Source organism: Ancylomarina sp. YFZ004, assembly GCF_054254355.1.
Genome location: NZ_JBTCHQ010000015.1, coordinates 1 through 14031 on the forward strand (window position 1 = coordinate 1; position 14031 = coordinate 14031).

12 protein-coding genes are annotated in these 14031 nt (G+C 31.9%); 11 read left to right on the forward strand and 1 reads right to left on the reverse strand.

Annotated elements, in window-relative coordinates; genetic code table 11:
• Window positions 1–25: 25 nt before the first annotated feature.
• The 7 genes from ACXR6G_RS18030 to ACXR6G_RS18060 all read left to right on the forward strand — a co-directional run bounded on the left by ACXR6G_RS18030 (window position 26) and on the right by ACXR6G_RS18060 (window position 5814).
• Entirely contained in the window at window positions 26–580 is a 555-nt protein-coding gene (locus ACXR6G_RS18030) for a cyclase family protein (protein WP_458362850.1), read from the forward strand.
• A gap of 202 nt (window positions 581–782) precedes the next feature.
• Window positions 783–1700 carry an alpha/beta hydrolase gene (locus ACXR6G_RS18035; RefSeq protein WP_458362851.1) on the forward strand — a complete coding sequence of 306 codons (918 nt, stop codon included), beginning with the start codon at window positions 783–785 and terminating at the stop codon, window positions 1698–1700.
• Between the two features lie 201 nt (window positions 1701–1901).
• Window positions 1902–2732: a YARHG domain-containing protein gene (locus ACXR6G_RS18040; protein WP_458362852.1), complete on the forward strand. Its 831-nt coding sequence runs from the start codon at window positions 1902–1904 to the stop codon at window positions 2730–2732.
• A 197-nt stretch (window positions 2733–2929) separates the two neighbouring features.
• On the forward strand, window positions 2930–3523 hold the full coding sequence (locus tag ACXR6G_RS18045) for a hypothetical protein (protein ID WP_458362853.1): 594 nt from the start codon (window positions 2930–2932) through the stop codon (window positions 3521–3523).
• Between the two features lie 242 nt (window positions 3524–3765).
• The gene (locus tag ACXR6G_RS18050; protein WP_458362854.1) at window positions 3766–4518 is read left to right on the forward strand and encodes a hypothetical protein; all 753 of its coding nucleotides are present in this window, start codon (window positions 3766–3768) and stop codon (window positions 4516–4518) included.
• A gap of 345 nt (window positions 4519–4863) precedes the next feature.
• A complete protein-coding gene (locus ACXR6G_RS18055; RefSeq protein WP_458362855.1) occupies window positions 4864–5079 on the forward strand; it encodes a helix-turn-helix domain-containing protein in 216 nt (71 codons plus the stop codon).
• A complete protein-coding gene (locus tag ACXR6G_RS18060) occupies window positions 5080–5814 on the forward strand; it encodes a hypothetical protein (protein WP_458362856.1) in 735 nt (244 codons plus the stop codon). It abuts the gene before it with no gap.
• Here ACXR6G_RS18060 and ACXR6G_RS18065 read toward each other — a convergent pair.
• Window positions 5798–7582, reverse strand: coding sequence for an Eco57I restriction-modification methylase domain-containing protein (locus tag ACXR6G_RS18065; RefSeq protein WP_458362857.1), 1785 nt, complete (start codon window positions 7580–7582; stop codon window positions 5798–5800). The two genes, ACXR6G_RS18060 and ACXR6G_RS18065, sit on opposite strands and share 17 nt — an antisense overlap.
• 197 nt (window positions 7583–7779) lie before the next feature.
• Between ACXR6G_RS18065 and ACXR6G_RS18070 the strand changes: the two genes are divergently transcribed.
• From ACXR6G_RS18070 to ACXR6G_RS18085, 4 genes are all read left to right on the forward strand, one after another.
• The gene (locus tag ACXR6G_RS18070; RefSeq protein ID WP_458362858.1) at window positions 7780–8706 is read left to right on the forward strand and encodes a hypothetical protein; all 927 of its coding nucleotides are present in this window, start codon (window positions 7780–7782) and stop codon (window positions 8704–8706) included.
• Window positions 8707–10255: 1549 nt separating this feature from the next.
• Window positions 10256–11476, forward strand: coding sequence for a thioredoxin family protein (locus ACXR6G_RS18075; protein WP_458362859.1), 1221 nt, complete (start codon window positions 10256–10258; stop codon window positions 11474–11476).
• 246 nt (window positions 11477–11722) lie between these two features.
• Entirely contained in the window at window positions 11723–12451 is a 729-nt protein-coding gene (locus tag ACXR6G_RS18080) for a DUF3667 domain-containing protein (protein ID WP_458362860.1), read from the forward strand.
• Between the two features lie 322 nt (window positions 12452–12773).
• The gene (locus ACXR6G_RS18085) at window positions 12774–13913 is read left to right on the forward strand and encodes a Fic family protein (protein WP_458362861.1); all 1140 of its coding nucleotides are present in this window, start codon (window positions 12774–12776) and stop codon (window positions 13911–13913) included.
• Window positions 13914–14031: the final 118 nt, after the last annotated feature.

Sequence of the window (14031 nt, forward strand, 5' to 3'; positions counted from 1 at the left end):
ACGCAATTTTAAAAAAAAGAAATAAGTGATACATAAATTAAGTTTAGAACTATCTAAAGAGCACCCTGCATATTTATGGGCAAAGAAACAATCAGACTCAGTAAACGCCTTAGGACATATTGGAACACATATTGATTGCTATACACTTTCACCCTCAGAAGCAAATTATGAATTGGAAGCAGTATTATTAAACTGCTTCAACAATATGCCTAAAATATCAGATATAGATAAAATAAATATCCGAGGTAAAGCTTTAATTCTTTACACTGATGTTTTGAATAAACATGAATATGGCACAGAGGAATATGGTAAAGCAAATACTTTTTTATCCGAACCAGTTCTTGATTATATTTTGTCTTTAGAACCAAAGTTTATCTTAATCGACTCTTGTGGTATTGGAAACCATGGAGACGAACACATTAAATTTGATAAGAAATGTGAGAGAAAAAAATGTTTCGTAATTGAAAATATCTTTATGAATCAAACTATTGCCAAATCAATAGCCAATATTAAAATCAAAATTGAAACTAACAATTCTTCCACTGGGAAACCATGTGAAGTGTATGCTGTGACGAAATAAAAAAAGCGTATAACAAAAGCTAAATTTCATGGGCGCTGATACGCAGTTTGAAAGTTTAGTTCAATTAATAAACACCAGCAAGCCAATCAGATTGGTTTGTTCAAAAATATAAACAAATTTAATCGGCTTGCTTCTTTAGCGGTTTGAAAGGTTCACTCTTTGAAATCGCCCACGCAACTTAGCAAGACCGTTGCCAGTAATTATGAAAAAAAACAATACCTCCAGGATATATTTAGTGTTTATTTTTGCCATCTTATTTGTTTCTCCTGTTTCTGGACAAAAACTAAGAGAGAGCAACAACACTGAATTCCATAAAATTTCTTCAGAAAAACAGGATTACACCCTTAAAGTAACTCTTCCACCAAATTTCGACCAAGAGGAGAATTATAGTGTGCTATATTATCTAGATGCTTGGTTTCTATCGGATATAGTTACAGGCTCATACAATGTTCTAAACAGATGTGAATATGTTGAAGATGTTGTTTTAGTTGGTATTACTATTGAAGGAAGTGAATTAGATTTCAATACACAGCGGAACATGGATTTCACCCCTTCTAAATATAGATCTCTTTTTTTATGTGATAATATCAATGCTACTAACCCCAATGGTTTGGATATTACATTCAAATCAGGAGTTGGAGAAAATGGAGCTCCTTTAATTCCTGAAACCACAGGAGGAGCAGGTGAATTTATTAATTTTTCATCTAAGAAATTGTTTCCATTTGTAGAAAATAAATATCCCAATTTGAAGAAAAGAAAAGGGCTTTTGGGACATTCATTTGGTGGGCTTTTTGGTACATATTTGATTCAACAAAAACCTGATTTAATTGATGACTATATTCTAATTTCGGGCGCTCTTTCTTGGAATGAATCTGAAATACTCAAAGAAGAGTTGTTTTCTGGTTTTAAAAATTCATCCAGACAGCACCAATTATTTTTAACCTATGGTAAATCTGAAGTTAAAATAACATCTATCCCAAATGAAGCATTAAACAACATAGTAAAAAGCCTCGGGAAGAAAAATTTCAATTACAAATTCAAAATATACGATGAAGCCAATCATCATTCGATATTATCTAGAGCGATTTATGATGGATTACTTTTTTTGTATAAAAAATAACTACTGGCAACAAAAGCTAAATTTCATGGGCGCTGATGAGCAGTTTGAAAGCTTAGTTCAATTAATAAACACCAGCAAGCCAATTAAAATTGGTTTGTTCAAAATATAAACAATTTTACTCGGCTTGCTTATTTGGCGTTTTGATAAGATTATTCTTTGAAATCGCCCACGCAACTTAGCAAGCCCGTTAGGGGGAATTTTATGAGAAAACTAATTTATATATTTCTGATGCTATTTATCTCCTTGAGTTCTACTGCTCAAGAAGTGTCAGTTTTTAATGACCTTGAGGAATTGAAGATGGATAGTAAAATACCTGTTGATATTGCAGTGAAGTACTTTGGGGCTAAACCTGACTATTATGGAGAAATACAACCTATAGAGTTAGAATATTATAAAAGGTATAACGACACTGCATTGATTGTATTAAAATATTATACTGGTGTTGGATCATACAGCGTATTAAGATTCATGAATGAATCAAAGAGTCGTGAGGGTGAAGAATATGAAATAATGCAGAATAGTGATCATGACGGATCGTATGCAGAAGCAAAATCTACGTCTTACGAATTCATAAATGAAAATATTATTGAAATTCTAGACACTAGAATAATAGTAAAAGACACTTCAAAATATGATCAAGCTTCGAAATGGATGAAAGGAGGTAATTTATTTTGGGATTGTGAAACTGAGAAGTTTGGTAGCTATAGATATATTAAGGTTGATTCGAATTGTATAGTTACCATGTTTAGGCCTAACACTGATATAAGTGAGAATCGAAAGTATAAACAGGCCTCTGAAAGAATATTAAAACCCAAAGATCTAAATGAATTTTCAAAACAAGAATTGAGATTAATGAGGAATGAAATCTTTGCAGATTACGGTTACCAATTTAATTCAAAAGATCTAAAAAACTATTTTAACTCAGAATCTTGGTATCATCCAAAACATAAAATAGTACAATCTAGATTATCTATGGTTGAAAAAATAAATATCAAAACTATTTTGAGACTGGAGAGTAAAAACTCCCCCTAACAAAAGCTAAATTTCATGGGCGTTGATGAGTCGTTTGAAAGCTTAATACAATTAATAAACACCAGCAAGCCCATTAAATAGGGTTTGTTAAAAATATATAGGAAATTTAATAGGCTTGCTTCTTTAGCGGTTTGAAGCGATTACTCTTTTAAATCGCCCACGCAACTTAGCAAGCCCGTTAGCAAACATTAAAAATCATGAAAAGAACAATTGCAGTTTTACTTTTGAATTTTCTAATTATATGTGCTTATTCTCAAGAATATGGAAAATATAAGATTGGAGAAAGTTTCAACTCAGTTTTTCAGAATCTTGAGAAAGGGAAATTCACAGGAACTATCAATGGAGTTTTATTTATAAAGGATACTAGAGACAAAGAGGTAATTCTAGACTTTCAAGCAGGAAAATCAGAATTGAATGTCCTTCATGACTCAACAGAAATGTACGATGTAAGTATTAAGGAATATTTAGGTTGGACTACAAGTGGTAAAACTAAAATATTATATTCTACTTATGCTGATGCAAATAAACTATCAATTGAATTATCTTCTGGAGTTTTTAAAATTGGCACTCATGATGGCGCCAGTGATATGGTGGTAAATGGAATTAATTACCATTATAAATCGGAATTAAATACGGAATATTTAGTAATTTCTTTTGATAAAGATCTAGTTCTAGATAATTATAGGTGGTTAATACATCAAGGTATTTTACCTCCAAAGACACATGAATTAAAAAAAGAAATTGTTATTCAAGCAAATTCTGTATTAGTATTTGTGACTTGCAGAGATTGAACGTTTGCTAACAAAAGCTAAATTTCATGGGCGTTGACGAGCTATTTGAAAGTTTAGTACAATTAAGAAACACCAGCAAGCCACGAGAATTGGTTTGTTCAAAAATATAAACAAATTTATTACGGCTTGCTTCTTTAGCGCATTGATAAGATTACTCTTTGAAATTGCCCACGAAACTTAGCAAGACCGTTAGGCACTATTTAATGATCTCTGAGCAAATAAGGACTAATTAATTAAAAGATATGGAGTTTAATGGTTTCATATACACCTACAAAGATGAACGTAACTTTTTAGAAATTACGGATGACCCTAATCGTACAGAATTTGCGATTAAAGGGCATGATTACGAAAAATTTCAATTTAAAGGTACATGGATTGTATCCACGAACTATAATTATTTAAAAACAATAAATCTTAGACCATATATAGTAAAGTCAGCAGTATTTGCAAAGATTTTAATATCAACTAAAGACGAAAATTTAAAATTTGACTTTTTAGAAAATGGTAAATTTAAGAAACAGATAATAATTAAAAATGGGGTTGTTGTTCAAAAGTTTGGAATTTCAGAAGACATTTCCAACTTGACTTTTCTAGAAATAACAAATAATTTATTGAGAGAGAATATTTATCTTAGTTTAGACGAACTTGAGTCTGGTAATAATAATTTTAAAAATCAGAATTATTCTCGGCCTTCTGTTAAGAAAAGTACAATCTGGGTTGAACTGTATTTACTATCATATATTCCGAGAATCGTCATATTTATTGTGTTCTCTCCAATATTATCATTTTTTTTAATTAAAGTTCTTATTTCAGCAATTGGTTCAGGAGAAATAGAAACCAAATTCTTGATTATTCTAATTTTGATTTTACTGATATTTCTAGCTATTCCAACCTACTTTAGCATTTTAGCATTTAAAGAAATTAAAAACTATGTTTTATTAAAGACTAGATTATATAATGACGATAAATTTAAAACAGTGCCTAACAAAAGCTAAATTTCATGGGCGGCGGTGTGGTGCTTGAGAGTTAGTCTAATTAATAAACACCAGCAAGCCTCCCAAATTTGGTTTGCTTAAAAATATAAACAAATTTACACGGCTTGCTTTCGTGCGACTTGAAAGGTCAGTTCTTTTAAATCGCCCACGCAACTTAGCAAGCCCGTTAGGTTTCATGCAAAAATCAGCCGCTCATTTTAGCACTTTGGGTTTTCGCCAATGCCACACTCCAACTCTCTAAGAACCCAAAGAGCTAAAATCTTCTAACGCTAAATCTGAATGCTAATTATAGTATGTGGTATGTTATGAATACTACAGTTAACTTTGTGCATACTAAAATTAGCAATGGAATCAAACTCAGACATACTAATAAAGTTCGGAAATCTAGTTCGAAAATTGAGAAAAGAAAAAGGAATATCTCAAGAAGAATTAGCTCATAGAGCTGATTTACACAGAACATATATTGGAATGATTGAGAGAGCAGAAAAAAACATAACTCTGTTGAATATTGAAAAAATAGCTAAAGCTTTAGATGTAAACATAACTGACTTATTTAGCTAAATGGAAATTAAAGAATACGAAAATGGTTTAGTTTCAGAATTAGAGACTGTAGTAAACGAAATAATCACGAAAAACCCAAAACTAAGCATTGCGGTAAAAAAGGGTGAAAGAGTCGGAGATGCAATAAGTAAATTTTTTGAAGATAATTTTGTAGCTAAAACACAAGCCCATACTTATTTTTCAAATTCAGAAGCATCACCTTCAGGAAAGACGAAAAACCCTTGGGATGCAAGAACATATTATACGATTCAAGGATTTAAACAAGATGTTTGGATTGATTTCAAAGCTGTGAATGTTGAAAATGACGATACGAATCCCGATAGTGGTACACCTGATAAAATTATAACTCATATTCTAAACAATAATTTCTATTTAGTATTCATTTATGTCTTTTACCAAGGCTCGGATAATGGATTGGAATTTGTTCAAGTAGATGGTAAATATGTAAAGCCATACTTTTTAAAGGATATTAGCTCAACATTTAGAATTACACCAGCAAATCAAATGCAGGTTAATGGGTCAGCAGAACCTGAATACCGAACAAGAGAGGAATTTCTACAATTGCTACTAATTAAAAAGGTTGAATCCAACGAGAGAAAATTAAAAAAATCAACACAAGAATTAGAAAATTTGAAAGCTGGTTTATTCAAAAAGACAAAATCAATGGAAATAAAACTAAGTGATTTGTCAGCAAATAATAAAGCCCAAGAAGATGCTATTAAAAATCTAAAATAGCATTTTGCATAATATCTAATTCTTTAGTCGTAAGATTGAAGTAATCATTAAAAATGAAATTAATTTCATTTTTAATGATTACTTCATCATCTGTATTAGAATATAACTTGTCCACTAAATTTGCAACCTTTGTTTGTAAAGTAATATCTATAGGTACAGGAATTTGATACAAATCAGAAGTTTTAATTTGTGGTTGCTTACCTTTTGAAAATCTAATTATATTTAATTGTTGCGAATAAAAAGTTATTATATCCGAATTCAATAAACCACATAAAAATTTCAAGAAAACGATACTTTCCTTTTTTGAATCCCTAAGAGTAAAGACATATAAACTATTGTTTGCGGAACTTGGATTTTCATCATATGACGCTATTATTTCTTTAGCAGATTGACGAATATAAATTTTTGGATTATCGTAAATAATTGTTTCACCTAATCCAAGACGTTTTTTATTTTTTATTCCCTGTGCTGTTAATTCAGCTTTTAACTCATCATTAACTTTATCTTGTAATTCTTTATCGTAATGGAAGTATTTAGAACTTTCCATTTTTTTATATTTTCCTTTGAGTCCTTTTGAGCCTTGATAATATGGATATATTTTAACTTCTGAATCAACCTTTTTATCTTCAAAAATAAAAAGATTTTCCATATTTAAAAGCATTACGCAAGTTCTAAGATTCTTTTTAGGATATAGACTTTTGAGTGTTGGGCATTTCTTAGATCCAATCTTATCTATAATTGCAGAGCTTAGCGAGCAAGTATTAAACCTAAACTTAAATTGGTCTTTTGGTTTATTCCATATAGCTTGGTCAACTTCAATCCTTACATTTGTTTCTGCATCTATAATTTGAACTAAATTATTTTTAACTTTAGTTTTTTGTAATTTTAATATTACTTGACCGCTTGCAACTTCAAAGTCCTTTATGTTATACTCTATACTTAAAATTCTAGTTTTATCTAATAAATATTTTCTTGTGTGTTCATAAGCTGTCTCGAAAAAAGATAAATCTATTATAAAACTAAGCTTCCCACCTTCTTTTAAAAAATCTATAGATTGCTCTATAAATAACATTACATAATTAATCTTACCGTTCTTTAAGGAGTCTGGGAATTGAGAATATCTATTTAAGTAATAAATGCGTTGTGCTTCATCTTTCTTTCTATCTCTTCTTCCATAAAGAGAAACGTAAGGCGGATTTCCAATTACATAATCAATTTTATCCAAAAACAGGGAGAGAGGAGTATCTAATAAATTATCGAATAGCGAGTTACTTTTTTTTGGTTTAATTCTTTGAGTAAAGTCAAAAACAAAACTGTTATAACTACCAGTATATGGCTCATTAAACTTGGAATAAAAATAAGTTGAAATGTTAGCCTTTGTTTTTTCAATCATACTTTCATCAATATCAATAAAAAATATGTTTGATTCAATAAACTTAGTAACAACTTTTGTATCTTCAATATTTATAAATAGTTTTTCTAAAAGTCGTATAACAAATACACCATTACCACAAGATGGTTCTAAAAACGTCCTTGAAAATATTTTTTTATCTTCAAAATCAATTATATCTAATATATTATCAACGGTATTAATATTATTAGTGAGAAAAACCCCAAGGTCTTTTCTATGGGACAATTCTAGATTGTTCTCATACGTTGTTTGATTATTTATTAAAGTAACTATCTGTTTTTGAATCATAATTCCATCGCTAATTATAGTATGCAAACATATTAATAAAAATTGGAATTGCCAAACTCTAAAAGCCATACACTTTTACAGTCGCTTTAGCCTACGCTACACCAAAACTTGTCAAGAGTATGGCTGCCCCAACACACGGATAGACTGCGGACAATAAAGCACGAAAACCTAACAATGGCTCATATGCAATATGTTTGCCGCAGGCGCAACACAAACATAAAGCACATAGCCTAGCCGTTAGGGGGCATTAATCACAAATACTAAACATGAAAAGAAACCTAATTTTATTACTTGGAATATTAACTCTGTTTAGTTGTAAAGAACAAGTTGCAAAAGCATTATTTGATGCTTCGAATATGACTAACCAAACAAAATATTTTTACAAGCATGAATCTGATAAATTAATTTCACAGACAGAAAAAACATATACAATAATGTTTGGTCAAGTAGTTGACTCGATGATTTCTTCAACTAATTTCAAATATAATGCTAAGAATTTATTAATAAAGAAAGTATCAAGATTTGACTTTACCGATAATCTCGCATATCGAATTTTTGAATACAATAATAATGATTCCCTTATTAAGGACATGTCAGTTTCATCGGAAGGAGACACTACGTTTTGGTTTGAATATGACTATTTCTCTGATGGAAGAAAGATAGTTTTTGACCGAAAAATAATTTCAAGTTATTTTAACAATCCAGATCTAATCGAAGATCTGGTTACTGAAAAATTTGATACAATTCAGCTTAAATATGAGTATCATTATGAGGGTGGTATTTGTACTAATTTAAAACAGTATGAGAGCAAAAACAATCTAATTAAAACTATCAAATTTGACTATCAAAATGATCTGTTGATCAAAGAAACTCACATGTCTTATTTTGATTCTATGGAACTCATTGAAAAAACCAAAATCTATGATTATTCTAAATCAAAAGACAAACCAGATTTTTATTCTCTTGACCCAAAAAAAGATACAATTGAGATGTGCATAAACGAATTTGAAAAAGATCAATTATTATCTTCAACTATACTCTTAGATTATGGCAACTTGTTTTACAAAACATTATTTGAAAATGGGAAAGAAATAAGTATGACAGGTTTTGATAGAAAAATGAATCATAAAAGTGTAGAATTATACAAGTACTTTGAAAATGGGGATTTGAAAGAGACAAAGACGTATAATTAGAAAGTTAACGCCCCCTAACAAAAGCTAAATTTCATGGGCGCTGATAAGCAGTTCAAAAGTTTAGTACAATTAAGAAACACCAGCAAGCCAATTAAATTGGATTGTTCAAAAATATAAGCAAATTTAATCGGCTTGCTTCCGCGCGGTTTGAAAGAGAGATTCTTTGAAATCGCCCACGAAACTTAGCAAGCCCGTTACAAGTAATTGGTTCGATAATGGCACTCGCTTGAAAGCTTGTTGCCATTTTTGATTTAAGGGATGTCCCTTTTGGATTGAACTCTGGTTGTTTTACTAGTTTTGATTGTGTTTTAAGACTTGTGATTTGTTTAGCTTGATTTAGCTTGCGGTTCCGAGATACCGCTCCCTGCATCAGCCTCATTCGCTTTGTCACGAAATTTGCAAGGGGAAACTCAGCTTATCCAACTTGCTTCTCCTTTGCCAGCCTTGCTTGAAAGTAATTGATACCAGACGCAGGGCTTGACTATTGTGATTTCTAAAGACTCAAGTGTTTTATAGAGGAATACGCGCGGGGGGAGGTGCGCAAATTGTCATTCAGACTCAGTTCTTTTAGGCGCAAATTTCGCGCCAAAGCTGTCTATCTGAGCCCAAAAGGAATGGTGATATTTTTCTCCCACATGAAAGTTTTCAACAACTTGTAACAAACGCTAAATGGCAAAGGCGAGTTGGAGCTTATTGAACATTTGTGCTTTTAATGAGCGCGGCAAGCTATCTATTTTAGAATTGTTATAGTTAAATGTAATTACAAAATAGTTACCTTGCCTTTTATAAAATTTGAAACATAAAACCAGTAAGGAGCCTACGCCACTTAGCGCAGCCCGTTACAAGTAATTGGTTCGATAATGGCACTCGCTGGAAAGCTTGTTGCCATTTCTGCTTTAATGGGATGTCCCTCTTGAATTGTACTCTGGTTGTTTTACTAGTTTTGACTGTGTTTTAAGACTTGTGATTTGTTTAGCTTGATTTTGGTTGCAGTCACGAGATACCGCTCCCTGCATCAGCCTCATTCGCTTTGTCACGAAATTTGCTAAGTGAACTCAGTTTATCCAATTTGCTTCTCTTTTGCCAACCTTGCTCGAAAGTAATTGACACCAGGCGCAGGACTCGACTATTGTGACTTCTAAAGGCTCAAGTGTTTTATAAAGGAATATGCGCGGGGAGAGGTGCGCAAATTGTCATTCAGTCTCAGTTCTTTTAATCGCAAATTTCGCGCCAAAGCTGCTTATCTCAGCCCAAAAGGAATGGTGAGATTTTTCTCCCACATGAAGGTTTTCAACAACTTGTAACAAACGCTAAATGGCAAAGGCGAGTTGGAGCTTATTGAACATTTGTGCTTTTAATGAGCGCGGCAAGCTATCTATTTTAGAATTGTTATAGTTAAATGTAATTACAAAAATAGCTACCTTGCCTTTTATAAAATTTGAAACATAAAGCTAGTAAGGAGCCTACGCCACTTAGCGCAGCCCGTTACAGTGCATTTGAATTTTTGCGAAAATGCAACCAGATATTGAACATATAAACCAAATTATAAATGAAAAGGACACTAATTCTATTTACATTACTTTTTCAAACTTTAGTGACAAGTGCTGGTTCGAAAATCATTTTTCGTGAGATTGGTAGTTTAGCACAAGCCATTGAATTGGCTCAAAAAGAAGATAAGCTTATTTTTATTGATTGTTCAATCAAAGGGTGTGGACACTGCAAGCTTATGGAAAGCACCGTATTCACTCATCCCAATGTTGCTCCTTTTTATAACGAGACATTTATAAACATTAAAATAAATCCAGATTCAAAACAGTGGGAATTTATGAAAGAAGAATATCCGCTGCACGCTTATCCGACGTATTTATTCATCGACAAAACAGGAGTATTACAACACATGAGAGTTGGAGGATGTTCCGCTAAAGCACTTATTGAAGCTGGCAAAAAATCGTTAGACTCAAAAGCGAATATGCTTTTTTATCAAAAAAAAATAGAAAGTGGAGACCATTCAGCAAACACCCTTTACAACTATTTTGAGCATAATAAAGATGATAAGCGTAAAGATAAACTGCTTCTTGAATTTATGGAGAATGCTTCTAGCACTGAGTTATATTCAAAAAACTCCTGGTATTTTTTAACAGATGGGGCTTCCTGCTATGATTCCATTTTTATCAACTTTATTTTAAAAAATTATGAAAAATTTATCCCTGAAGTTGGGGAAATAGAGATAGTTCAACGAATAGAGAAAGTAATGTCCTTTTATATTTGGGGTTGGAGTAAAAAGTCACAAAAAGAAAAAGCTGTAAAGGAATTGGAAACGAAAAAGGTTCCATACAAAAAAAGAGTTATTGCTTCAGCTTTTATTTTGGCAAGCGCCGACAATTTTGAGAAAAAGCCAACAGATAAAAACAAAGACGCTTTGTATAAAAGTGTCAATGAGTATTCAAAATTTGAACACCTTAATTGGAATAAACTTCAATCAGCGGCATTTGCGGTATCAAATACTTTTGATAAACATAAAGACATTTCATTAATGAAAACTGCAATTGAGTGGGCAGATAAAAGCATTGCGTCAAAAAAAACATTGACAAATTATTACATAAAAGCTAAAATACTAGACCAGTTAGGAGAAAAGGAAGAAGTAATAAAATCTATTAATAATGCTATAAAAACTGCCTTGATTGGAGAGACATATACTGCAAACGGTATTTCTTTAAGCTTTTTAGAGAATTATTTAAAAGATTTGAAAAAAGATAAAAACGCCCTGTAACAAAAGTTAAATTTCATGGGCGCTGATGCTCAAATTGAAAGTTTAGTACAATTAATAAACACCAGCAAGCCAATTCAATGACTCACTTACTCTATTTTCAAAGGAGTTCGAGATTTAAAAATGGGATTTGCTTAAAACATAAATAAGTTAATTAATTCGGCTTGCTTCTTTAGCGGTTTGAAAGGATAACTCTTTGAAATTGCCCACGAAACTTAGCAAGACCGTTGTGTTTAATATTAACAAAATATGAAGTGTAAAAATTGTGAAACAATAGTTGGAGGAAAATTTTGCAGTCATTGCGGGCAAGACTCAAAAGTCAGTAAAATAACACTTCCGAATTTTTTAAATGAAGTTTCAGAGAGTGTTTTCCTCATTAATAAAGGCTTTTTCTATACGTTAATAAATTTGTTTAAACGTCCAGGACGAAGTATTGAAGATTTTCTAAATGGGAAGAGAAAATACCACTTTAAACCAATTGCATATGTGCTGGTGTTTTCAACGGTTTATTTTCTTATTTCTCGTTTATCTGGGGAAAACACTTGGATGAACGAAATAATTTCAGGATTAGCAGAAGCCTCCAACGACACTGAAAGCAAAACAGAAATATCATCAATGTTGACTTGGCTTTCTGCAAACTTTGCCTATGCAACCTTAATTCTTTTACCTATTTTTTCTTTTGCTTCTTATTTATCTTTTTGGGGATTAGGGAAAAATTACCTTGAACATATTGTATTGAATTCTTATGTCACAGGTCAACAAGCTATTTTTTATTCCATATTTTTATTACCCAAAGTATTTATAGACGATATTTATTATTTAGAATCAATACCTTTTATTGTATCCATTTTATATGCTTTTTGGGTGTTTTGGCAATTTTTCACAGAAGGAAACCGAACAATTAATATATTTCGCTCAATATTAACCTACATTCTTTATATGGTGCTTAGCTCTGGATTTTTATATATTCTGGCATAAAGAAAAATATTGATAGAATAAATACTAAACACAACAAAAGCTAAATTTCATGGGCGCTGATGCGCAACTTGAAAGTTTAGTTCAATTAAGAAACACCAGCAAGCCAATTAAATGGACTTGTTTAAAATTATAAATTTAATCGGCTTGCTTCTTTAGCGGTTTGAAAGAATCACTCTTTTGAATCGCCCACGCAACTTAGCAAGACCGTTACCTGCAAGGGAGAAAAATGCGGAGATTAAACTCATTGTTTTACGCATAATATGCGGACATTAATTGTAAATGCGGAGAATAAATCATACATTTACCGCAAAATAAGCGGAGAATGAAAAATTACATACACGAACAATCTGAATGGCCGAATTTCATATGGGATTCGAATAAACTTCTGACATTATTGACTAGAGTAAGGAATTTACAAGGTAGAGTCGTTGGAAAAATGGGAGCTTTAGGCTTTGAACTTCAAAATCAGGCCAACCTTGAAATCATTACACAAGATGTATTAAAATCGACTGAAATTGAAGGAGAATTACTAAGCCCAGAACAGGTGCGATCTTCTGTTGCTAGAAGATTAGGACTTGAAGTATCTGGACTAGTTCATTCAGAAAGAAGTGTTGACGGTGTTGTTGAAATGATGGTTGATGCAACTGAGAACTTCACTAAACCATTGAGTAAAAATAGAATTTTTGCTTGGCACAATGCTTTATTCCCGACTGGCTTAAGCGGAATGTATAAGGTGATTGTTGGTCAATGGAGAGATGATTCCACAGGACCAATGCAAGTCGTTTCAGGGCCTATGGGAAAAGAAAAAGTTCACTATCAAGCTCCTGATGCAAAATCACTAGAAAGTGAAATGGATTCCTTTTTTGAATGGATTAATGACAACCAAGATATTGATTCTGTTTTTAAAGCAGCAATTGCGCATTTATGGTTTGTTACTATTCATCCTTTTGAAGATGGAAATGGAAGAATAGCTCGTGCAATTACCGATATGCTTCTTGCTAAATCAGATAATCAATCATATCGATTTTATAGTATGTCTTCACAAATTAGGATTGAAAGAAAGCAATATTATGAAATTCTTGAACAAACTCAAAAAGGCAAGTTAGATATTACTAAATGGCTGGAATGGTTTTTAAGCTGTTTATTGAATGCGTTAGAATCTTCTGAAACAATCTTAGAAAGAATAATCTTCAAGCATAGTTTTTGGAACACTAACTCTACGAAAATTAAGAATGACAGGCAAACTAAAATTCTTAACAGATTATTAGACGGCTTTGATGGAAAACTTACATCATCAAAATGGGCAAAAATTGGGAAGTGTTCACAGGATACAGCAGCAAGAGATATACAGGATTTAATAGAAAAAAACATTCTTTATAAACTTCCTGGAGGTGGTAGAAGTACAGGTTATGATTTGGTTAAAGAAAAAGATGAGAACACCCCAGCAGGTAACAAAAGCTAAATTTCATGGGCGGTGATGAGCAGTTCGAAGGTTTATAGCAATTAACAAACACCAGCAAGCCAACTAAGTTGGTTTGTCCAAAAATATAAACAAATTTACTCGGCTTGCTTATTTAGCG

Excerpts from the sequence above, each read along its gene's own strand:
- ACXR6G_RS18035 (WP_458362851.1), top strand. The coding sequence starts at position 783 with ATGAAAAAAAACAATACCTCCAGGATATATTTAGTGTTTATTTTTGCC.
- ACXR6G_RS18040 (WP_458362852.1), top strand. The coding sequence starts at position 1,902 with ATGAGAAAACTAATTTATATATTTCTGATGCTATTTATCTCCTTGAGT.
- ACXR6G_RS18045 (WP_458362853.1), top strand. The coding sequence starts at position 2,930 with ATGAAAAGAACAATTGCAGTTTTACTTTTGAATTTTCTAATTATATGT.
- ACXR6G_RS18050 (WP_458362854.1), top strand. The coding sequence starts at position 3,766 with ATGGAGTTTAATGGTTTCATATACACCTACAAAGATGAACGTAACTTT.
- ACXR6G_RS18055 (WP_458362855.1), top strand. The coding sequence starts at position 4,864 with ATGGAATCAAACTCAGACATACTAATAAAGTTCGGAAATCTAGTTCGA.
- ACXR6G_RS18060 (WP_458362856.1), top strand. The coding sequence starts at position 5,080 with ATGGAAATTAAAGAATACGAAAATGGTTTAGTTTCAGAATTAGAGACT.
- ACXR6G_RS18065 (WP_458362857.1), bottom strand. The coding sequence starts at position 7,582 with ATGGCTTTTAGAGTTTGGCAATTCCAATTTTTATTAATATGTTTGCAT.
- ACXR6G_RS18070 (WP_458362858.1), top strand. The coding sequence starts at position 7,780 with ATGAAAAGAAACCTAATTTTATTACTTGGAATATTAACTCTGTTTAGT.
- ACXR6G_RS18075 (WP_458362859.1), top strand. The coding sequence starts at position 10,256 with ATGAAAAGGACACTAATTCTATTTACATTACTTTTTCAAACTTTAGTG.
- ACXR6G_RS18080 (WP_458362860.1), top strand. The coding sequence starts at position 11,723 with ATGAAGTGTAAAAATTGTGAAACAATAGTTGGAGGAAAATTTTGCAGT.
- ACXR6G_RS18085 (WP_458362861.1), top strand. The coding sequence starts at position 12,774 with ATGAAAAATTACATACACGAACAATCTGAATGGCCGAATTTCATATGG.